The organism is Pseudomonas sp. Ant30-3, from assembly GCF_000690905.1.
GTDB lineage: Bacteria > Pseudomonadota > Gammaproteobacteria > Pseudomonadales > Pseudomonadaceae > Aquipseudomonas.
In genome coordinates this window covers 1-18,798 of the sequence record NZ_JMCL01000100.1, presented here as the reverse complement: position 1 = coordinate 18,798, position 18,798 = coordinate 1, and the positions used below count along the sequence as shown (strand labels likewise).

General features: G+C 58.8%; 24 protein-coding genes. 11 read left to right on the top strand and 13 right to left on the bottom strand.

Features of this window, described 5'->3' with window-relative positions; genetic code table 11:
- Positions 1-113: 113 nt before the first annotated feature.
- The 7 genes from murA to DU29_RS0122780 all read right to left on the bottom strand — a co-directional run bounded on the left by murA (position 114) and on the right by DU29_RS0122780 (position 4,783).
- Positions 114-1,379: a UDP-N-acetylglucosamine 1-carboxyvinyltransferase gene (gene murA / locus DU29_RS0122810; protein WP_028623787.1), complete on the bottom strand. Its 1,266-nt coding sequence runs from the start codon at positions 1,377-1,379 to the stop codon at positions 114-116.
- 22 nt (positions 1,380-1,401) lie between these two features.
- On the bottom strand, positions 1,402-1,641 hold the full coding sequence (locus tag DU29_RS0122805) for a BolA family protein (protein WP_007912386.1): 240 nt from the start codon (positions 1,639-1,641) through the stop codon (positions 1,402-1,404).
- 113 nt (positions 1,642-1,754) lie between these two features.
- Positions 1,755-2,060 (bottom strand): STAS domain-containing protein, encoded by a 306-nt coding sequence (locus DU29_RS0122800; protein WP_028623786.1) that lies wholly within the window; start codon positions 2,058-2,060, stop codon positions 1,755-1,757.
- Positions 2,057-2,698 (bottom strand): MlaC/ttg2D family ABC transporter substrate-binding protein, encoded by a 642-nt coding sequence (locus DU29_RS0122795; RefSeq protein ID WP_028623785.1) that lies wholly within the window; start codon positions 2,696-2,698, stop codon positions 2,057-2,059. Before DU29_RS0122795 ends, DU29_RS0122800 begins: the two co-directional genes overlap by 4 nt.
- A gap of 11 nt (positions 2,699-2,709) precedes the next feature.
- Positions 2,710-3,177, bottom strand: coding sequence for an outer membrane lipid asymmetry maintenance protein MlaD (mlaD, locus tag DU29_RS0122790; protein WP_028623784.1), 468 nt, complete (start codon positions 3,175-3,177; stop codon positions 2,710-2,712).
- Positions 3,177-3,974, bottom strand: coding sequence for a lipid asymmetry maintenance ABC transporter permease subunit MlaE (gene mlaE / locus DU29_RS0122785; RefSeq protein ID WP_028623783.1), 798 nt, complete (start codon positions 3,972-3,974; stop codon positions 3,177-3,179). The genes mlaD and mlaE overlap by 1 nt, the downstream gene beginning before the upstream one ends.
- The gene (locus tag DU29_RS0122780; protein WP_028623782.1) at positions 3,974-4,783 is read right to left on the bottom strand and encodes an ATP-binding cassette domain-containing protein; all 810 of its coding nucleotides are present in this window, start codon (positions 4,781-4,783) and stop codon (positions 3,974-3,976) included. Before DU29_RS0122780 ends, mlaE begins: the two co-directional genes overlap by 1 nt.
- 277 nt (positions 4,784-5,060) lie before the next feature.
- Between DU29_RS0122780 and DU29_RS0122775 the strand changes: the two genes are divergently transcribed.
- From DU29_RS0122775 to DU29_RS0122730, 10 genes are all read left to right on the top strand, one after another.
- Positions 5,061-6,035 (top strand): KpsF/GutQ family sugar-phosphate isomerase, encoded by a 975-nt coding sequence (locus tag DU29_RS0122775; RefSeq protein ID WP_028623781.1) that lies wholly within the window; start codon positions 5,061-5,063, stop codon positions 6,033-6,035.
- Positions 6,035-6,559 (top strand): KdsC family phosphatase, encoded by a 525-nt coding sequence (locus DU29_RS0122770; RefSeq protein WP_028623780.1) that lies wholly within the window; start codon positions 6,035-6,037, stop codon positions 6,557-6,559. Before DU29_RS0122775 ends, DU29_RS0122770 begins: the two co-directional genes overlap by 1 nt.
- Positions 6,560-6,566: 7 nt before the next feature.
- Positions 6,567-7,139: an LPS export ABC transporter periplasmic protein LptC gene (gene lptC / locus DU29_RS0122765; RefSeq protein ID WP_028623779.1), complete on the top strand. Its 573-nt coding sequence runs from the start codon at positions 6,567-6,569 to the stop codon at positions 7,137-7,139.
- Positions 7,126-7,674: a lipopolysaccharide transport periplasmic protein LptA gene (gene lptA, locus DU29_RS0122760; protein WP_028623778.1), complete on the top strand. Its 549-nt coding sequence runs from the start codon at positions 7,126-7,128 to the stop codon at positions 7,672-7,674. Before lptC ends, lptA begins: the two co-directional genes overlap by 14 nt.
- Positions 7,674-8,399, top strand: a complete 726-nt coding sequence (gene lptB, locus DU29_RS0122755; RefSeq protein WP_028623777.1) for an LPS export ABC transporter ATP-binding protein — start codon at positions 7,674-7,676, stop codon at positions 8,397-8,399. The genes lptA and lptB overlap by 1 nt, the downstream gene beginning before the upstream one ends.
- Before the next feature lie 184 nt (positions 8,400-8,583).
- On the top strand, positions 8,584-10,077 hold the full coding sequence (locus DU29_RS0122750) for an RNA polymerase factor sigma-54 (RefSeq protein WP_028623776.1): 1,494 nt from the start codon (positions 8,584-8,586) through the stop codon (positions 10,075-10,077).
- Positions 10,078-10,151: 74 nt separating this feature from the next.
- Positions 10,152-10,460: a ribosome hibernation-promoting factor, HPF/YfiA family gene (gene hpf / locus DU29_RS0122745; protein ID WP_028623775.1), complete on the top strand. Its 309-nt coding sequence runs from the start codon at positions 10,152-10,154 to the stop codon at positions 10,458-10,460.
- Between the two features lie 12 nt (positions 10,461-10,472).
- The gene (gene ptsN / locus DU29_RS0122740; protein ID WP_028623774.1) at positions 10,473-10,937 is read left to right on the top strand and encodes a PTS IIA-like nitrogen regulatory protein PtsN; all 465 of its coding nucleotides are present in this window, start codon (positions 10,473-10,475) and stop codon (positions 10,935-10,937) included.
- Positions 10,938-10,939: 2 nt separating this feature from the next.
- Entirely contained in the window at positions 10,940-11,797 is an 858-nt protein-coding gene (gene rapZ, locus DU29_RS0122735) for an RNase adapter RapZ (RefSeq protein ID WP_028623773.1), read from the top strand.
- A gap of 15 nt (positions 11,798-11,812) precedes the next feature.
- Positions 11,813-12,088, top strand: coding sequence for an HPr family phosphocarrier protein (locus DU29_RS0122730; RefSeq protein WP_028623772.1), 276 nt, complete (start codon positions 11,813-11,815; stop codon positions 12,086-12,088).
- Positions 12,089-12,191: 103 nt separating this feature from the next.
- Here the strand turns inward: DU29_RS0122730 and DU29_RS0122725 are convergent, their stop codons facing one another.
- The 4 genes from DU29_RS0122725 to pmbA form a co-directional block, all read right to left on the bottom strand.
- Positions 12,192-13,085 carry a ZIP family metal transporter gene (locus DU29_RS0122725; RefSeq protein WP_028623771.1) on the bottom strand — a complete coding sequence of 298 codons (894 nt, stop codon included), beginning with the start codon at positions 13,083-13,085 and terminating at the stop codon, positions 12,192-12,194.
- 28 nt (positions 13,086-13,113) lie between these two features.
- Positions 13,114-13,725, bottom strand: a complete 612-nt coding sequence (locus DU29_RS0122720; RefSeq protein ID WP_028623770.1) for a superoxide dismutase — start codon at positions 13,723-13,725, stop codon at positions 13,114-13,116.
- Position 13,726: 1 nt separating this feature from the next.
- Positions 13,727-14,158, bottom strand: a complete 432-nt coding sequence (locus DU29_RS0122715) for a hypothetical protein (protein WP_028623769.1) — start codon at positions 14,156-14,158, stop codon at positions 13,727-13,729.
- Positions 14,159-14,508: 350 nt separating this feature from the next.
- On the bottom strand, positions 14,509-15,855 hold the full coding sequence (pmbA, locus tag DU29_RS0122710; RefSeq protein ID WP_028623768.1) for a metalloprotease PmbA: 1,347 nt from the start codon (positions 15,853-15,855) through the stop codon (positions 14,509-14,511).
- A gap of 108 nt (positions 15,856-15,963) precedes the next feature.
- Here pmbA and yjgA point away from each other — a divergent pair, with 108 nt between their 5' ends.
- Positions 15,964-16,488: a ribosome biogenesis factor YjgA gene (yjgA, locus tag DU29_RS0122705; RefSeq protein ID WP_028623767.1), complete on the top strand. Its 525-nt coding sequence runs from the start codon at positions 15,964-15,966 to the stop codon at positions 16,486-16,488.
- A gap of 57 nt (positions 16,489-16,545) precedes the next feature.
- On the opposite strand, the gene tldD is transcribed toward yjgA, so the two are convergent.
- Together tldD and DU29_RS0122695 are read right to left on the bottom strand one after the other, a co-directional pair.
- Positions 16,546-17,988, bottom strand: coding sequence for a metalloprotease TldD (gene tldD, locus DU29_RS0122700; protein ID WP_028623766.1), 1,443 nt, complete (start codon positions 17,986-17,988; stop codon positions 16,546-16,548).
- Positions 17,989-17,993: 5 nt separating this feature from the next.
- On the bottom strand, positions 17,994-18,798 hold an 805-nt coding region (locus DU29_RS0122695; protein WP_028623765.1), incomplete at its 5' end, for a carbon-nitrogen hydrolase family protein.

The following is an 18,798-nucleotide window of genomic DNA, read 5'->3' as shown; positions in this document are numbered from 1 at the left end:
GGCGAGGGAGCTTGCTCCCGCTGGACTGCGTAGCAGTCCCATTTTTTCGGGCCGCTTCGCGCCCAACGGGAGCAAGCTCCCTCGCCACAATGACAGTATTCGCAGTCCTGGGACTAGCCCGGTACGCGGCGAATTTTGGCGCCGAGCATTTGCAGTTTCTCTTCGATGCACTCGTAACCACGGTCGATGTGGTAGATGCGGTCGATCAGGGTGTCGCCTTCGGCGATCAACGCCGAAATCACCAGGCTGGCCGAAGCACGCAGGTCGGTGGCCATGACTGGCGCGCCTTTGAGCTTCTCGGTACCGGTGACGATGGCGGTATTGCCTTCGACCTGGATCTTGGCGCCCATGCGGTGCAGTTCGTAAACGTGCATGAAACGGTTTTCGAAGATCGTCTCGATCACTGCACCGGTGCCTTCGGCAATGGCGTTGAGCGAGATGAACTGCGCCTGCATGTCGGTCGGGAACGCCGGGTACGGAGCTGTGCGCACGTTGACGGCTTTCGGCCGCTTGCCGTGCATGTTCAGCTCGATCCAGTCTTCGCCCGAGGTAATTTCGGCGCCGGCTTCACGAAGTTTTTCCAGAACGGCTTCGAGAATCGTCGGATCGGTGTCCTTGACTTTCACACGCCCGCCGGTCACGGCAGCAGCAACCAGGTACGTACCGGTTTCGATACGGTCAGGCATCACTTTGTACGTGGTCGGGTGCAGACGCTCGACGCCATCAATGGTGATGGTGTCGGTGCCGGCGCCGCTGATCTTCGCGCCCATGGCAATCAGGAAGTTCGCCAGGTCGATGACTTCAGGTTCGCGCGCGGCGTTAGCCAGAACGCTGCGACCCTTGGCCAGCGCCGCGGCCATCATGATGTTTTCGGTACCGGTCACACTGACGGTGTCGAAGAAGAAATGCGCACCGCGCAAGCCGCCTTCAGGCGCTTTGGCCTTGATGTAGCCGCCCTCGACGTCGATGACCGCGCCCATGGCTTCAAGGCCACGGATGTGCAGGTCGACCGGACGCGAACCGATCGCGCAACCACCTGGCAGTGCAACTTCGGCTTCACCGAAACGGGCAACCATCGGGCCTAGCACCAGGATCGACGCACGCATGGTTTTAACCAGCTCGTACGGTGCGATCAGGGTCTTGATGGTGCGCGGGTCGATTTCGACGCTGAGCTTCTCGTCGATCACCGGCTCGATGCCCATGCGACCGAACAGCTCGATCATGGTGGTGATGTCGTGCAGGTGCGGCAGGTTGGCAACCGTCACCGGGCCATCGCACAGCAAGGTAGCTGCCAGAATAGGCAGGGCAGAGTTCTTTGCCCCGGAAATGCGGATCTCGCCATCAAGACGAGCGCCACCGGTAATAATCAATTTATCCATAAGAATCTCGACGCCCTTGGGCTCAGGTGCGCTCGGCCCAGGCCGCGCTGCTGAAAAATTTCATAGTGACCGCATGGATGCTGCCATCGGTGATCCATGGGTTCAAATGGGCATAGATCTGCTGCTGACGCTTCACCGGGCTTAACGCCGCCAGTTCATCGCTAATCACGTTCAGCTGAAAGTTGCAGCCTTCGCCTTCAACTTCAACCAACGTTCCGGGCAGCTTTCCTTCAAGGAAGCTCTTCACTTCTACGGCCTGCATGCTCAACCTCAATCGGCGCCCTGTGCGCGCGGGTCGGACATCATACAAAAAAGCCCCGCGCCTGCGAACCCCGCGAAGCAGGACTCTGACGGGGGGCTTTTTAGCAGATGCTATTAGGGATGCGCCAACAGCTCGGTCAATTCGCTGACCTGAGCGATTTCACGCATGTCTTCGGGCATCGCACGGATGGTCAGCGCCTTGCCGGCCGCCTGCGCATCGCGCATGAAACACAGCAACAACGACAAACCGACGCTGCTGGATTTCAGCACCGCCGAGCAATCGACCACAAGCGCCGCCGCCTTGCTCGCCTTGATCAGCGCCTGACCCTGCTTGCGCAAGCCGGGGCCGGTGCGATAGTCGAGCATGCCGCTGAGCAACAGCTCGCCGGATTCGCTCATGCGAATGGCCGACACACTCATTGCGCCTGATTCTCGGTGGTTTCCTTGGCTTTGGCGACTTCCCCGGCCCAACCATTGATGGTTTTGTCCAGGTCATTGCCATTGCGCTGCATCGCATCAGCGAACTGATCACGGAACAGTTTGCCAATGTTGATGCCATTGATGATGACGTTACGCAGTTTCCACTCGCCGTTGATCTTCTCGAGCGTGTACGACACAGGATAGACCGCACCGTTGGTGCCTTTGACGGTCATGCCAACGCTGGTGCGGTCGCCCGACTCATCTTTGGCAGGGTCAACGATGATCCCTTGATTGTTGTACTCCAGCAGGGCGTTGCCATAGAACTGGAACAGGCCGCGCTTGAAGTTTTCCTCGAAGGTTTTCATTTGCGCAGGAGTTGCCTTGCGCGAATATTTGACCGTCATGATGCTTTTGGAAATGCCCTCGGCATCCACCACCGGACCGACGATGGTGTTCAGCGCCGTGTAAAAGTCCTGCGGATCCTGCTTGTACTTTTCTTTATTGGCGGACAAATCAGCCAGCAACCGGTCAGTCGTGTCCTTAACCAGGTCGTGGGCCGAAGGTGCCGCCACAGCGTTAGCCATCAACGGCATCGCCGCGAGTAATACCAACAGGCCACGTCGCAAGGTAGAGATCATTCAAAAGCTCCTCATTTGGCGTCTTTGCTAACGGTATTGAGCAGGAATTTACCGATCAGGTCCTCAAGCACCAGGGACGACTGGGTGTCATGGATGGTCGAACCCTCCTTGAGCAAGGCTTCTTCACCACCCACGCTGATGCCGATGTATTTCTCGCCCAACAGGCCAGCGGTGAGAATAGATGCAGTGGAGTCATTGGGCAGGTTATCAACCCGCTTTTCCAGCTGCATGGTCACTCGACCGGTGAAACTGTCGCGGTCCAGATCGATCGCAGTGACCTTGCCGATGGTCACACCGGCCATGGTCACTTTAGCTCTGACCGTCAAACCGGCGATATTGTCGAAATAGGCATAAAGTTTATAAGTATCGGTGGTCGCGCTCGGTGACAGGCCACTTACCCGCAACGCCAGCAACAGCAAAGCCAGGATGCCAGCCAGCAAGAAAAGGCCGACACCGATTTCCAGGGTGCGGTTTTGCATCAGAAATCTCCAAACATCAAGGCGGTCAGAATAAAGTCCAGGCCGAGTACAGCCAAAGAGGCATACACCACGGTCTTGGTAGTGGCACGACTGATCCCCTCGGAGGTGGGCTCGCAGTCATAGCCTTGGAATACGGCAATCCAGGTCACGACGAAGGCGAAAACGATACTTTTGATGATGCCGTTGAGCACATCGTCGGTGAACGTCACGCTGTTCTGCATGTTGGACCAGTAAGAACCCTCATAGACGCCCAGCCAGTCAACGGCCACCCACGAACCACCCCAGATCCCGACCACGCTGAAAATCATCGCCAGCACCGGCAGGGAAATGAAGCCGGCCCACAGGCGCGGGGCAATGATGTACTTGAGGGGGTCGACACCAATCATTTCCAGACTGGACAGTTGCTCGGTGGACTTCATGTTGCCGATTTCGGCCGTCAGGGCTGAACCTGCGCGACCGGCAAACAGCAACGCGGTGACCACCGGGCCCAATTCACGCAGCAGGGTCAGGGCAACCATCTGCCCGACCGCCTGTTCCGAACCGTAGCTGGATAAAATGTTGAAGCCTTGCAGCGCCAGCACCATGCCGATGAATACCCCGGAGACCACAATGATCACCAGGGACATCACGCCCACCGAATGCAGCTGCTTGATCAACAGCCCGAAACCGCCGCCGATGCCGCCGCGACCGAACAAGGCATGAAACAAAAAGATGGCCGAACGGCCAAATACCGCCAGCACGTCGATACCGCCGTGGCCAAAGCGACGTACGCGTTCAATCAGTGAAATTTTGCGCATCAGCGCTTCCCCAGGAGATCTGCGCGGTAATCCGTCGCTGGAAAGTGGTATGCGACCGGACCGTCGGGTTCGCCTGTCATGAACTGGCGAATCCGCGGCTCCTGCGAATTCATCAGCTCCTCGGGCGTGCCCTGCCCCAACACCTGGCCTTCGCCCACGACATAGATGTAGTCGGCGATGCTCGCTGTTTCGGCCAGATCGTGGGAAACCACAATACTGGTGATGCCCAACGCATCGTTGAGCAGGCGGATCAGGCGTACCAGCACGCCCATGGCGATCGGGTCCTGACCAACGAAGGGTTCGTCATACATGAGAATCTGCGGATCGAGTGCAATCGCCCGGGCCAGCGCTACGCGTCGCTTCATGCCGCCGGAGAGTTCATCAGGCATCAGGTCGATCGCGCCGCGCAAGCCCACTGCCTGCAATTTGAGCAGGACGATGTCGCGGATCATTTCTTCCGGCAGTTCGGTATGCACGCGCAGCGGAAAGGCAACGTTCTCGAACACATCGAGATCGGTGAATAGCGCCCCGCTCTGAAACAACACGCCCATATGCTTGCGCGCATCGAAAAGATCGCTGCGCGACAATTTTGGCAAATTCTGACCGTTGACCCAGACTTCGCCCTTGGTAGGCCGCAACTGGGCGCCCATCAGCCGCAGCAATGTGGTCTTGCCACACCCGGAAGGCCCCATGATGCCGGTGACCTTTCCGCGCGGGATACGGATATCGACATTGTTGAAAATGCTGCGCGCACCGCGCTTGAAGGTCAGTCCCTTCAGCTCGACCGCGTAGGCGTTATCGGCACTCATCTAAACTCCTTGCGATGCAGCCTCTCACTCGGACGCCTGACTTTCTGGCGAAAGCACATAGCTATTCGGGCGGGCCGAACTGGCGGCGAACTATATCACCGCAAAGGCCAAGCGCCCAAGGCCTACGCCCGCCTTCTTCGGCCACATGACGGGGTTGAAGGTTCATACCAAAGTATTAAGCGCAACAAGGAATGACAAAGCCTGACGAACTTGCGTGAGGGTTTTACTTAATGCCGCTATAATCGCCGCCTTTTCATCAGGCTATACGATTTCAGACATGAGCCAATCCAGCGACCTGATTCAGTCAGCTCAACGCACTATCCGCCTCGAAATGGAAGCCGTCCAAGGCTTGCTACCCCAAATCGACGCAGATTTCGTACGCGCTTGCGAAATGATTCTGGCGAGCAAAGGCCGTGTGGTCGTGGTCGGCATGGGCAAGTCAGGTCACGTCGGCAACAAGATCGCCGCGACCCTCGCCAGCACTGGCACCACGGCTTTTTTCGTGCACCCGGCTGAAGCCAGCCACGGCGACATGGGCATGATCACTCGCGACGACATCATCCTGGCCCTGTCGAACTCCGGCTCCACCAATGAAATCGTCACCCTGCTGCCGCTGATCAAGCGTCTGGGCATCCAGTTGATCAGCATGACCGGCAACCCCAATTCGCCTTTATCCAAGGCTGCCGAAGTCAATCTCAACGTCCACGTCGAGCACGAAGCCTGTCCGTTGAACCTGGCGCCTACGTCTTCGACCACTGCTGCATTGGTGATGGGCGACGCCCTCGCAGTGGCGCTACTGGAAGCCCGTGGTTTTACGGCCGAAGACTTTGCCTTTTCGCATCCCGGCGGCGCGCTTGGGCGCCGCCTGCTGCTGAAAGTGGAAAACGTCATGCATGCCGGACAGGAACTGCCGCACGTTCAGCGCGGCACCCTGCTCAAGGATGCGCTGATGGAAATGACCCGCAAGGGCCTGGGCATGACAGTGATTCTGGAAGCCGACGGCACGCTCGCCGGGATTTTTACCGACGGCGATTTGCGTCGCACACTGGACCGCAGCATCGATATTCACAGCGCCACCATCGATCAGGTCATGACCGCCCACGGCAAGACCGCCCGCGCCGACATGCTCGCCGCCGAGGCTTTGAAAATCATGGAAGACCATAAAATCAATGCACTGGTCGTGGTTGACAGCGACGACCGTCCGGTCGGGGCCTTGAACATGCACGACTTGCTGCGTGCGGGAGTAATGTAATGAGCGCAGACCTGCTGCAACGCGGCAAACAGATCAAACTGGCAGTATTCGACGTCGACGGCGTATTGACCGACGGTCGCCTGTACTTCCTTGAAGACGGCAGCGAATTCAAGACTTTCAACACGCTCGACGGCCAGGGCATCAAGATGTTGATGGCAGCCGGCGTGCAGACCGCTATCATCAGTGGGCGCAAGACCCCGGTGGTCGAGCGGCGCGCGAAGAATCTCGGCATTCCCCATCTGTATCAGGGCCGGGAAGACAAACTGGTGGTGCTGGACGAGCTTCTCGCTCAGCTCGACCTGAGCTATGAACAAGTCGCCTACCTCGGTGACGACCTGCCGGATTTGCCGGTGATCCGCCGCGTCGGCTTGGGCATGGCAGTGGCTAACGCCGCCAGCTTTGTGCGTGAAAATGCCCACGGCATCACCCAGGCCCGTGGTGGCGAAGGTGCCGCTCGCGAATTCTGCGAATTGATCCTGCGCGCCCAGGGCCGTCTTGATGCGGCCAACGCCGCGTACCTGTGAGCCAACTATGCTGAGCAAGAAATTTCGCAACACCCTGATGTTCAGTTGCATCGCCGCTATATTTGCAGCGGTCGGCTACTGGAACATCAGCCCGGAACGCTTCCTCGACAAGCCAGTGGCCAAGGTCGATGAAACCGAAATCGACTATTACGCGATCAACGCTCACAGCGTTCAATTCCTGCCGGACGGCAAGCTGCAATACGAAATGACCTCCGACAAGGTCGAGCATTTGAAAGCGACCGAAGTAACGCTGTTGACCAATCCGGACTTGAACCTGTATCGCGGCACCCAGTTCCCGTGGCATGTTCAGAGTGAGCGTGGCGAGGTCAACCCGGACGGCACTCAGGTCGAGCTGATTGATTCGGTGCGGATCACCCGATTTGATGAAAAAGACCGTAAGACCCTGATTACTTCCACCCGCATGACAGTGTTCCCGCAGCGGCAATATGCGGAGACCGCTCAACCCGTTAGAATCGACGGCGCTGGCGGTGTCTCGACTGGTAACGGAATGAAAGCGTATTTAAAAGAAAGCAGGATACACCTGCTATCGAACGTAAGAGGACAGTATGAGGCTCGTTAAAACTCTCCCTATTTTGCTCGGTCTGAGCGCAGCACTGGGAAGCGTGAGCGCCTGGGCTCTGCCGGACGATCAACAGCAGCCTATCCGCATCCAGGCGGACGATGCCCAACTGGACGACAAGAACGGTATTGCCACCTATAAGGGTGACGTGATCATCACCCAGGGCTCGATGAAGGTCACCGGAAATACCGTGACCATGACCCGCACCCAGGCCGGTGACATCGACGTGGTCACTTCGGTGGGCAACCTCGCCTACTTCGAGCAACTGCAAACGGCCGGCGACACCAAGCCGGTTCAGGGCTACGGGGTGACTATCCAGTATCACGCCTCGCAAGACCGCGTCGTGCTGATCGACCGCGCCAAGGTCATCGACAAGGATGGCAACATCACCCAGGGCGAAAAAATCGTCTATGACACCAACAAAAAGCTCGCCAGCGCCGGTCGCGCTACGGGCAGCAAGGTCACCGAGTCGCGTCCGCGCATTGACATGGTGATCCAGCCGAAGAAGAAAACCGAAGAGCAGAAGGCCCCTTAATGGCAACTCTGAAAGCCCAGCATCTGGCCAAGAGCTACAAGAGCCGCCAGGTCGTGCGCGACGTCAGCCTGTCCATCGAAAGCGGTCAGATCGTCGGCTTGCTTGGCCCTAACGGCGCCGGCAAAACCACCTGCTTTTACATGATCGTGGGCCTGGTTCAGGCCGATCAGGGTCGCGTACTGATCGACGATCTGGACGTCAGCCACCAGCCAATGCACGGTCGTGCGAAGGCCGGTATCGGCTATCTTCCGCAGGAAGCGTCGATTTTCCGCAAACTCTCGGTGGCCGACAACATCATGGCCATTCTCGAGACCCGCAAGGAACTCGACAAAACCGCGCGCCGCAAGGAGCTGGAAAGCCTGCTGCAGGAATTCCACATCAGCCACATTCGTGACAACCTCGGCATGAGCCTGTCCGGTGGCGAACGCCGTCGCGTGGAAATCGCCCGTGCCCTGGCCACCAATCCGAAATTCATCCTCCTCGACGAACCCTTCGCCGGTGTGGACCCGATTTCCGTTGGCGACATCAAGCAAATCATTCACCACCTCAAAGCCAAGGGCATTGGCGTGCTGATTACCGACCACAACGTTCGTGAAACCCTGGATATCTGCGAAACAGCCTACATCGTCAACGATGGCCAACTGATCGCCGAGGGTGACCCCGCCACCATCCTGGCCAACGATCTGGTGAAGGAAGTGTATCTGGGCCACGAGTTCCGCCTGTAAGCACTGAGGTGTCTGGCTGGTCGTCCAAGCGCCTGGAGCACTGAGCACCTCTGTGTGTTTTATTATTACTGCGCTCTAGGCAAACACTTCAGTTTCAGGCATATAATTTGCTTAAGTTTGGCGCTTCGGCGCCCTGTAGTGGATGGCGCATGCGCGCCGGCGAATAAGGTGTTAAGCCCCTGCCATGAAACCATCGCTAGTCTTGAGAATGGGCCAGCAGCTGACGATGACACCGCAGCTGCAACAGGCCATCCGCCTGCTCCAATTGTCGACCCTGGACCTGCAACAGGAAATCCAGGAGGCGCTGGAGTCCAATCCGATGCTCGAACGTCAGGAAGAAGGCGACGATTTCGATAACGCCGACCCTTTGGCCGACAAGGTCGAACAGCCGCCCAACGCCGATGTTTCGGAACCCTCCTATCAGGAAACCGCCCCGACGGTGGATAACCTCGAGGAAGGCGACTGGAACGAGCGCATTCCCAACGATCTCCCGGTCGACACTGCCTGGGAAGACGTTTACCAGACTAGCGCCAGCAGCCTGCCGAGCAATGACGACGACGAGTGGGATTTCACCACCCGCACCTCCGCCGGCGAAAGCCTGCAGAGCCATTTGCTGTGGCAACTGAACCTGGCGCCAATGTCGGACACCGATCGCCTGATCGCCGTGACCCTGATCGACTGCATCAACAACCAGGGCTACCTGGACGAAACCCTCGATGAAATCCTCGAGGCCTTCGACCCCGAGCTGGACATCGAACTCGACGAAATCGAAGCCGTTCTGCACCGCATCCAGCAATTTGAACCGGCCGGTATCGGCGCCCGCAATCTCAGCGAATGCCTGCTGCTGCAATTGCGCCAGCTGCCAGCCAGGACGCCCTGGCTAACCGAAGCCAAGCGGCTGGTCAGCGATTACATCGACATGCTCGGCAGCCGCGATTACAGCCAGCTGATGCGCCGCATGAAGCTCAAGGAAGATGAACTGCGCCAGGTGATCGAACTGGTACAGAGCCTCAACCCGCGCCCGGGTTCGCAGATCGAATCCAGCGAAGCCGAATACGTCGTGCCGGATGTGATCGTGCGCAAGGACAATGAACGCTGGCTGGTGGAGCTGAATCAGGAATCGGTGCCCCGACTGAGGGTCAACGCCCAATACGCCGGGTTCGTCCGTCGCGCCGACACCAGCGCAGACAACACCTTCATGCGCAATCAGTTGCAGGAGGCTCGCTGGTTCATCAAGAGCCTGCAAAGCCGCAATGAAACCCTGATGAAGGTTGCCACCCAGATCGTCGAGCATCAGCGCGGTTTTCTGGAATATGGCGACGAAGCCATGAAGCCGTTGGTGCTGCATGACATCGCTGAGGCGGTGGGCATGCACGAATCGACGATTTCCCGGGTGACCACGCAAAAATTCATGCATACCCCTCGGGGCATTTATGAACTGAAATATTTTTTCTCCAGCCATGTCAGCACCTCCGAAGGCGGTGAATGCTCGTCCACGGCGATTCGCGCAATCATCAAAAAACTGGTTGCGGCGGAAAATCAGAAAAAGCCGTTGAGTGACAGCAAGATCGCTGGTTTACTGGAGGCACAAGGCATTCAGGTGGCTCGCCGCACCGTCGCCAAGTACCGCGAGTCTCTCGGGATCGCGCCTTCGAGCGAACGCAAGCGGTTGATGTAGAGTCACGTTACAGCGTTCCAGTGGCAGGCAACCCAGCCTGCCGCTTTATGCACTGGCAACGAAGGAGAAGCTGTATGCAAGTCAACATCAGTGGACACCAACTGGAAGTGACCGAACCTCTTCGCACCTACATCGGCGAAAAACTCGACCGATTAGAGCGGCATTTCGACAAGATCACCAACGTGCAAGTCACGATGAATGTCGAAAAACTGCTACAGAAAATCGAAGCCACACTGCATATTCCCGGCGGAGAAGTAGTCGCCAACGCTGAGCATGCGGATATGTATGCCGCCATCGACCTGCTGACTGACAAGCTGGATCGCCAACTCAAAAAGCATAAGGAAAAGACCCAGAGCCTCCTCCAGGGCGCGACCGGTCGTTAACACCCCCAATCCATGATCCGACTAGAAACCATCCTGACCCCCGGCCGTTCCCAAGTGAACGCGCCGGGTGGCAGCAAGAAAAAAGCCCTCGAACAGATCGCCAACCTTATCCACCGCGAAGTGCCGGATATGGCAATGCAGGATGTCTTCGAGGCTCTGGTTGCCCGTGAAAAACTCGGTTCCACCGGTTTTGGCAACGGCATTGCCATCCCTCACTGCCGTCTCAAGGTTTGCACCGCACCAATCAGTGCGCTCGTTCATCTGGAAGCCCCCATCGATTTCGACGCAATCGACGGTGCCCCGGTAGACCTGCTGTTTGTCCTGCTGGTCCCGGAAAAGGCAACCGATGCTCACCTGGAGTTGCTTCGCCAGATCGCCAGCATGCTCGATCGCAAGGAAGTGCGGGAAAAACTGCGCAGCGCTCCGAGTAATGAAGCCTTGTATCAGGTTGTCCTGGACGAGCAAAACGGGCACTAATCATGCGCATGATCATCGTCAGCGGCCGCTCTGGCTCAGGTAAAAGTACCGCGCTCGCCGTTCTCGAAGACAGCGGCTACTACTGCATCGATAACCTGCCTGCCGGGTTGCTGCCGGAACTGGCCGAACGGGCGCTGATTCACACCGAGCTGGCGCAGCCGCTGGTTGCGGTGTCCATCGACGCGCGGAATCTGCCGAGTCATTTGTCGCGCTTTCCGGAACTGCTCGAAGAAGTCCGCAGCCGTCACATCCAGTGTGATGTCCTGTACCTGGATGCCGACGAAGAAACCTTGCTAAAGCGCTTCTCGGAAACCCGTCGGCGCCACCCCCTGAGCAGTGCCGATCGCTCGCTGGCCGAAGCGATCAGCGATGAAACCAAACTGCTCGGACCGATTGCCGACCTCGCTGATCTGAAGGTCAACACCACCAATCTCAACCTGTACCAGCTGCGCGATACCATCAAGCTCCGCTTGTTGAATCAGCCGGAGCCTGGCACTGCGTTTCTGGTGGAATCCTTTGGTTTCAAGCGCGGCATGCCGGTCGACGCCGATCTGGTATTCGATGTGCGCTGCCTGCCAAATCCCTACTGGAAGCCGGAACTGCGCGAGCATTCAGGGCTGGAACAACCGGTTGCCGATTATCTGGCCGCTCAGCCGGATGTCGAGGAGATGTTTCAGGACATCTCAACGTATCTGCTCAAATGGTTGCCGCGTTTTGCTGCGAGTAATCGCGCCTACGTCACCATCGCGATTGGCTGTACCGGCGGTCACCATCGCTCCGTCTACCTGACCGAACGTCTAGGTAAGGTTCTGCAAAAAACCCTGAAGAACGTCCAGGTCCGCCACCGCGACCTCAGCTAAAGGATTCACATCGCGATGCCTGCTCTGGAAATCGAAATCATCAACAAGCTGGGCCTGCATGCTCGCGCTTCTGCAAAATTTGTCGGGGTTGCTGGCAAGTTCCCTGATTGCTCAATCCGGGTGGGTCGTACGCCGGAATCCACGGTAGATGGCAAAAGCATCATGGCCATGATGATGCTGGCTGCTGGCAAAGGGACCAGGATCCATTTGAGTACCGAAGGCGAGGAAGCCGACGAGGCGCTGCGAGCCCTGGTTAATTTGATCAATAATTATTTTGACGAAGGTGAATGAAAAGATCGCAGCCTCGGTTCCCTCGACAGCGCCTACAAGAAGCGGCGCAGGCCCTGTAGGAGCTGTCGAGGGAACCGAGGCTGCGATCTTTTGAACCGGCAGATCAACCCAACGCCGTATCCATCACCATCATCAAGCAAAACCCCACCAGCAACCCCAGGCTTGCCAGCTTGTCGTGACCATTGCGCCGCGACTCGGGGATAACCTCATGGGTAACCACCAGCAACATGGCGCCCGCCGCTAACGCCAGGCCGAGCGGCAGCAACAATTGCGCCAGGCTCACCAGCCACGCGCACAACAGCGCAAAGACCGGTTCGACCAGGCCTGACGCCGCGCCGATCAAAAATGCTCTGACCCGCGACATCCCTGCCCCGGCCAATACCAGCGCGATAACCAAGCCTTCCGGCACATCCTGCAACGCAATGCCCATTGCCAGGCTATCGGCATCGGCCATGCCTCCCCCAGCCGACACTCCAACAGCCATGCCTTCAGGGATGTTATGGGCAATGATCGCGAATACGAACAGCCAGATTCGCGGTGGAATCAGCGGATGCTCGACGGTACCGACGAGCATTTCCGGCGACGTGCCGGACAACTTGCGATCCACCAGAAACAGCCCGCACGCGCCCAGCATGATGCCTAAACTGATCAGGCCACTGGCCGCCCAGGGCGTCAGGCCGAGATTCTGCGCTGCAGCAATGCCCGGAACAATCAACGAAAAGGCTGTCGCCGCGAGCATTACCCCAGCGCCGAAGCCGAGCAGCGTATCGCTTAGCGCCTGGGGCATCTGCCGAATGACTAACACCGGCACTGCGCCAAGGGCAGTGCCCAAAGCGCAGATGGCCCCGCCTTGCAGCGCGCGCAACAGTTTTGGCTCAAGGTCTAGCCAGGCTAGCCCCTGAGCACCCAATAACGTCAGGCCTGCCAGCAGCAACAGCGATCCCAACGCGTAACGAAACATCCGTCCACTTCCGATCGCCAGTGTTTCAGTGCCCATAGTCAGCCCTGGATTTTTTACAGGAGACTTAAACCAGCGCTGCCTGGTAACGCGCAGCGACCTCAGGCCAATTGATCACGTTGTAAAACGCGCTGATGTATTCCGGACGACGATTTTGGTAATGCAGGTAATAGGCATGCTCCCAGACGTCCAGCCCGAGGATCGGTGTGTTGCCGTTCATCAACGGGCTGTCCTGATTGCCGCTGCTTTCCACAACCAGGGTTTTCTGCGGCGTCACGCTCAGCCAGGCCCAACCGCTACCGAACCGGCTCAGAGCGGCTTTGGTGAACGCCTCCTTGAAACTATCAAAACCGCCCAACTGCTCGTCGATTGCCTTCCCCAGTTCACCGTCGGGTTTACCACCGCCATTGGGCGTCATGACCTTCCAGAACAACGAGTGGTTGGCGTGGCCGCCGCCCTGATTGATCACGGCAGCGCGAAGGTTTTCCGGAAGCTGATTAACACTGGCGACCAGTTTCTCCACTGACCATTCGACAAACTCTGTGCCTTCGACAGCAGCGTTGAGGTTGTTGATGTAGGTCTGGTGGTGTTTGGTGTAATGGATCTCCATGGTCTGCGCATCGATGTGCGGCTCCAAGGCATCGTAGGCGTAGGGCAAGGCAGGCAGGGTAAAAGCCATTTCAATGAACTCCATGATGGACAGGCGCGGGTGACGGTGCCGCACCGATGTGCAGCAAGCGATGCGTACGCGGGTATTCGCCGTGTTCGCTGATAAAACTCAGCAGCTCGACGTAGGTTTTGCTGCTTTGACGCAGGGCCGCTTCGCGCAGCGACGGAGCCAGTCGCGGGTTTTGCATGGTCTGCAACAACCGTTGATGGATTGCGCACAGATATTCGGCGCTCTCCTCCGGCTGGTTAAGACGCAGATGCAGGTCGGCGAGGTTGTGAAGGGAAATTACGCAAGCGGCCACCGCTTCGTCAGCATCTTCCCAGCGTTCGTACAGCACCTGAGCCAACGCCAGTGCCTGCAAGTACGCCTCCCGGGCATCAACCAGTTCGCCCAGCATGAAACAACGGTTTGCCCTTTCGATCGTGCGTTTCCAGTGCTCCATGATGAACCTCCAAAGCGGTTGCGTTGATGACGATGATCGGCAGCATCACGTTCTATTCGAATGCTTGACTGATCCGGGCTCGCTCGGCAATGAGATTTATTATTATATGATAATGAGAACCAAAACAACCCCGCCAAAGATACGGCTATATTTTCTGCCGGAGCTGGTTTACTGGCGATGTATGCAAGGGCGCCGCGTTGATCCGGACAGCGCGCGTTAGCGTTAGCGGCCTTCGCCAGCAAGCCGGCTCCTACAGGGATCGCGTGCAGCTGCCAAAACCGGTTGAACGCCACATAAAAAAGGCGCCCCACCCGATCGGGTGGCGCGCCTTCTTGTGCATCGGTCGGGGATTAGCTGCCCGCGACAGTCATCCGCTCGATCAACACCGAGCCGGTGCGGATATTGCTGCGTAGCTCCAGATCGTTACCCACCGCGACAATCTGCTTGAACATGTCGCGCATGTTGCCGGCAATTGTCACCTCCTGAACGGCAAACTGGATCTCGCCATTCTCGACCCAGTAACCCGCAGCGCCACGCGAGTAATCGCCGGTCACCATATTCAAGCCCTGCCCCATCAACTCCGTGACCAGCAGCCCGCGACCCATGCGCCGCAGCAACGCGGCTTGATCTTCATCGCCATGGGTGACGAACAGGTTGTGCACGCCGCCGGCGTTGGCGGTGCTCGGCATGCCAAGCTTGCGACCGGAATAGGTGCCGAGGATGTAAGAGACCAATTCGCCCTTTTCGACAAAGGGTTTGGCGTACGTCGCCAGGCCATCGCCATCGAACGCCGAGCTGCCCATCGCACGCATCAAATGTGGGCGCTCGTCGATGGTCAACCACTCAGGAAACAGCTTGTGCCCCAGCGTGCCTTCAAGAAATGAGGACTTGCGATACAGGCTGCCGCCGGACACTGCCGACAGAAAACTGCCAAACAAACCGCCCGCCAGTTCAGCGGAGAACAGCACAGGCACTTCGCAGGTCGGCACTGGACGTGCGCCCAGTCGGCTCGCTGCACGCTGCGCGGCACGCTGGCCGATGATCACAGGGTCGGCCAGCAAATTGCCCTGGCGACTCACGTCATACCAGTAATCCCGCTGCATCTGGCCCTCGGCCTCGGCGATCATCACGCAGCTCAGGCTGTGGCGAGTGGACGCGTAACCACCGACAAAACCATGGCTGTTGCCGTAAACACGGCAACCCTGATGAGTGCTGAGGCTGGTGCCGTCGGCATTCTTGATGCGGCTGTCAGCATCGAACGCGGCAGCTTCACAAAGCAAAGCCTTTTCGATGGCTTGCTCGGGGGTGATGTCCCATTCGTGAAACAGGTCGAAGTCCTGCAGATCCCTGGCCATCAACGCGGCATCGGCAAGGCCGGACGCTTCATCTTCGGAGGTGTGTTTGGCGATCGCCAGCGCAGCGGCAACAGTTTCGCGAATGGCGTCCGGACCGGTGGCAGACGTGCTTGCCGAGCCCTTGCGCTGACCCACGTACAAGGTGATGCCAAAGCCCTGATCGCGATTGAATTCAACGGTTTCGACCTCGCGCTGGCGCACGGTCGTGGACAGGCCCTGCTCCAGCGACACCGCCACTTCACAGGCACTGGCACCCTGGCGCTTGGCTTCAGCGATGATCTGCTCGACTTGCTCCTGCAGTGCCGGCAACGCTTGTGGGCCGACGCTTTCAACTGCACTCATGCTGTTCTCCACTCAAATTCTGCTTTCGGTGATGGCCTTCGAGCGACCGGGCCGGACAAGCGGCCCCCGACTGGTTATCATGGCGGCGTTTCTTTGCGGACGGCCACCATGGTTGATTCTTACGACGACTCCCTCGATACGGGAGAAAAAAGCAAATCCCAGGTCAAACGCGAGCTGCATGCTCTGGTTGACCTCGGCGAACGCCTTACAACGCTCAAGCCTGACTTGCTGGCAAAATTGCCGTTGACCGACGCTTTGCGCCGGGCTCTTGGCGATGCCTCCAAGCACACCGCGAATATCGCGCGTAAACGGCACCTCATGTTTATCGGCAAACTGATGCGCGATCAGGACACTGACGCCATTCTGACCCTGCTCGATCAACTCGATGCCTCCACCCGGCAGTACAACGAACGTTTCCATGGCCTGGAACGCTGGCGCGATCGCTTGATCGCGGGCGACGATGCGGTCCTGGAGAAGTTCGTGCTCGACTACCCGGAGGCTGATCGTCAGCAGTTGCGCTCCCTGATCCGTCAGGCCCAGCACGAACTGGCGACCAACAAACCGCCTGCCTCGAGCCGTAAAATCTTCAAATACATCCGTGAGCTGGACGAGAGTCAACGCGGTTTGCGCTGAGTCATCTCAGCCCTGTAGGAGCTGCCGAAGGCTGCTCCTACAAGGGTGCTTATCCCCTTACGACCCTGTGCCACCCACAGTGATCGCATCAATCTTCAGCGTTGGCTGGCCGACACCCACCGGCACCGACTGCCCGTCTTTACCGCACGTGCCCACGCCGCTGTCCAGCGACAGGTCGGTGCCGACCATCGACACCTTGCTCATCGCTTCCGGCCCGTTGCCGATCAACGTCGCGCCTTTGACCGGGGCAGTGATCTTGCCGTCTTCGATCAAATAAGCCTCGCTGGTGGAAAACACGAACTTGCCGCTGGTGATGTCGACCTGACCACCGCCGAGGTTGGCGCAGTAGATGCCCTTCTTCACCGAGGCGATGATTTCGGCCGGATCGCTTTCGCCGGCGAGCATGTAGGTGTTGGTCATGCGCGGCATCGGCAAGTGCGCATAGGATTCGCGCCGACCATTACCGGTGCGGGCCACGCCCATCAAGCGCGCGTTCAACTTGTCCTGCATGTAGCCTTTGAGCACACCGTTTTCGATCAACGTGGTGCATTCGGTCGGTGTGCCTTCATCGTCGACGCTCAGCGAGCCACGACGTCCGGCCAATGTGCCGTCATCGACAATGGTGCAGAATTTGGAGGCAACCATTTCACCCATGCGGCCGCTGTACGCCGAGCTGCCCTTGCGATTGAAATCGCCTTCCAGACCGTGGCCGACTGCTTCGTGCAGCAGTACACCGGACCAGCCCGAACCCAGCACCACCGGAAAAGTACCGGCCGGCGCCGGGATGGCTTCCAGATTGACCAGCGCCTGGCGCAACGCTTCACGGGCATAACCCATGGCGCGGTCGTCACTGAGGAAATAGCGGTAATCGGTCCGACCGCCGCCGCCATGGCCGCCGCGCTCGCGGCGACCGTTCTGTTCGACGATCACGCTGACGTTGAAACGCACCAGAGGCCGCACATCTGCCGCCAGGCCGCCGTCGGTGGAGGCCACAAGAATGCGTTCCCAGACCCCGGCCATGCTCACGGTGACCTGCTGAATACGCGGGTCCAGCGCTCGGGTGGCCACGTCGATGCGTTTCAGCAGTTCGACCTTCTCGGCGCGGGTCAGTACTTCCAGCGGGTTGTCCGGCCCGTACAACTGGGCGACATCCTGCGTGGTAAAGGCTTGCACGGTGCCGTTCTGCCCGGCTCGGGAAATCGAGCGCGCCGCTCGGGCGGCAGCACCGAGGGCTTCAAGCGTGATTGCGTTGCTGTACGCGAAACCGGTTTTCTCACCGGACTGTGCGCGCACGCCAACGCCTTGATCGAGGTTAAAACTGCCTTCCTTGACAATGCCGTCTTCCAGCGCCCAGGACTCGGAAATCTGCCCCTGAAAATACAGGTCGGCGGCATCGATGCCCGGGCCGGCCAGATCGCCAAGCACGCCTTGCAGGCTCTCGATCGTTACGCCACCGGGCGCCAGGAGGTGTTCACTGACTGAGGACAACAACTCGCTCATATGTTTTACGCCTTAAATTCGTCGTTCCGGGCAGGCCGCTGTGCGCCCTGCGAGAAAAAGCGCCGGTGACTGGACACCGGCATCCGCGCCCTGATGGACGCCTGTTCGCTGCTATCGCGTTCGGCCAGCAGCACGGCCTCGCCTTGATCCTGTTGCGCCAGCACTCGCCCCCATGGATCGATGATTGCGGCATGCCCGAAGGTTTCGCGCGGCCCGGGATGGGTGCCACCTTGAGCCGCCGCGAGTACATAGCATTGTGTTTCGATGGCCCGTGCGCGGATCAGCACGTCCCAATGCGCCGCGCCGGTTACGGCAGTGAAGGCCGACGGCGCGGTAATCAACTCTGCACCGGCGGCACGCAATTCGCTGTAAAGCTCAGGGAAGCGCAGGTCGTAACACACTGTCAGGCCGACCCGACCGACGGGCGTATCCGCCACGACCACGCCAGCGCCGAACGCATAGTCATCGGACTCACGGTAACGTCCGCGCGAGTCCGCTACGTCGACATCGAACAGATGCAGCTTGTCGTAACGGGCGACGATTTCACCCTGATCACTGACCAGCAACGAGCAGGCGTGAACCTTGGCCGCCGGTTGATCCACCGGCGGCAACGGCAAAGTACCCGCCACTATCCATAACTTGAGGTCGCGGGCCGCCTGTTTCAACCATGGCAGGATGGGTCCTTGACCAGCGGCTTCGGCTCGGCCGATGTCAGCGACGTCACGGCGGCCCATTGCGGCGAAGTTTTCCGGCAGCACGGCCAGCGTCGCGCCACCGGCGGCAGCCTGTTCGAGCAGATGACGCGCCCGG

Bases quoted from the DNA above. Each gene is read 5' to 3' on its own strand.
- murA (WP_028623787.1), bottom strand. From the start codon at position 1,379: ATGGATAAATTGATTATTACCGGTGGCGCTCGTCTTGATGGCGAGATC.
- DU29_RS0122805 (WP_007912386.1), bottom strand. From the start codon at position 1,641: ATGCAGGCCGTAGAAGTGAAGAGCTTCCTTGAAGGAAAGCTGCCCGGA.
- DU29_RS0122800 (WP_028623786.1), bottom strand. From the start codon at position 2,060: ATGAGTGTGTCGGCCATTCGCATGAGCGAATCCGGCGAGCTGTTGCTC.
- DU29_RS0122795 (WP_028623785.1), bottom strand. From the start codon at position 2,698: ATGATCTCTACCTTGCGACGTGGCCTGTTGGTATTACTCGCGGCGATG.
- mlaD (WP_028623784.1), bottom strand. From the start codon at position 3,177: ATGCAAAACCGCACCCTGGAAATCGGTGTCGGCCTTTTCTTGCTGGCT.
- mlaE (WP_028623783.1), bottom strand. From the start codon at position 3,974: ATGCGCAAAATTTCACTGATTGAACGCGTACGTCGCTTTGGCCACGGC.
- DU29_RS0122780 (WP_028623782.1), bottom strand. From the start codon at position 4,783: ATGAGTGCCGATAACGCCTACGCGGTCGAGCTGAAGGGACTGACCTTC.
- DU29_RS0122775 (WP_028623781.1), top strand. From the start codon at position 5,061: ATGAGCCAATCCAGCGACCTGATTCAGTCAGCTCAACGCACTATCCGC.
- DU29_RS0122770 (WP_028623780.1), top strand. From the start codon at position 6,035: ATGAGCGCAGACCTGCTGCAACGCGGCAAACAGATCAAACTGGCAGTA.
- lptC (WP_028623779.1), top strand. From the start codon at position 6,567: ATGCTGAGCAAGAAATTTCGCAACACCCTGATGTTCAGTTGCATCGCC.
- lptA (WP_028623778.1), top strand. From the start codon at position 7,126: ATGAGGCTCGTTAAAACTCTCCCTATTTTGCTCGGTCTGAGCGCAGCA.
- lptB (WP_028623777.1), top strand. From the start codon at position 7,674: ATGGCAACTCTGAAAGCCCAGCATCTGGCCAAGAGCTACAAGAGCCGC.
- DU29_RS0122750 (WP_028623776.1), top strand. From the start codon at position 8,584: ATGAAACCATCGCTAGTCTTGAGAATGGGCCAGCAGCTGACGATGACA.
- hpf (WP_028623775.1), top strand. From the start codon at position 10,152: ATGCAAGTCAACATCAGTGGACACCAACTGGAAGTGACCGAACCTCTT.
- ptsN (WP_028623774.1), top strand. From the start codon at position 10,473: ATGATCCGACTAGAAACCATCCTGACCCCCGGCCGTTCCCAAGTGAAC.
- rapZ (WP_028623773.1), top strand. From the start codon at position 10,940: ATGCGCATGATCATCGTCAGCGGCCGCTCTGGCTCAGGTAAAAGTACC.
- DU29_RS0122730 (WP_028623772.1), top strand. From the start codon at position 11,813: ATGCCTGCTCTGGAAATCGAAATCATCAACAAGCTGGGCCTGCATGCT.
- DU29_RS0122725 (WP_028623771.1), bottom strand. From the start codon at position 13,085: ATGGGCACTGAAACACTGGCGATCGGAAGTGGACGGATGTTTCGTTAC.
- DU29_RS0122720 (WP_028623770.1), bottom strand. From the start codon at position 13,725: ATGGCTTTTACCCTGCCTGCCTTGCCCTACGCCTACGATGCCTTGGAG.
- DU29_RS0122715 (WP_028623769.1), bottom strand. From the start codon at position 14,158: ATGGAGCACTGGAAACGCACGATCGAAAGGGCAAACCGTTGTTTCATG.
- pmbA (WP_028623768.1), bottom strand. From the start codon at position 15,855: ATGAGTGCAGTTGAAAGCGTCGGCCCACAAGCGTTGCCGGCACTGCAG.
- yjgA (WP_028623767.1), top strand. From the start codon at position 15,964: ATGGTTGATTCTTACGACGACTCCCTCGATACGGGAGAAAAAAGCAAA.
- tldD (WP_028623766.1), bottom strand. From the start codon at position 17,988: ATGAGCGAGTTGTTGTCCTCAGTCAGTGAACACCTCCTGGCGCCCGGT.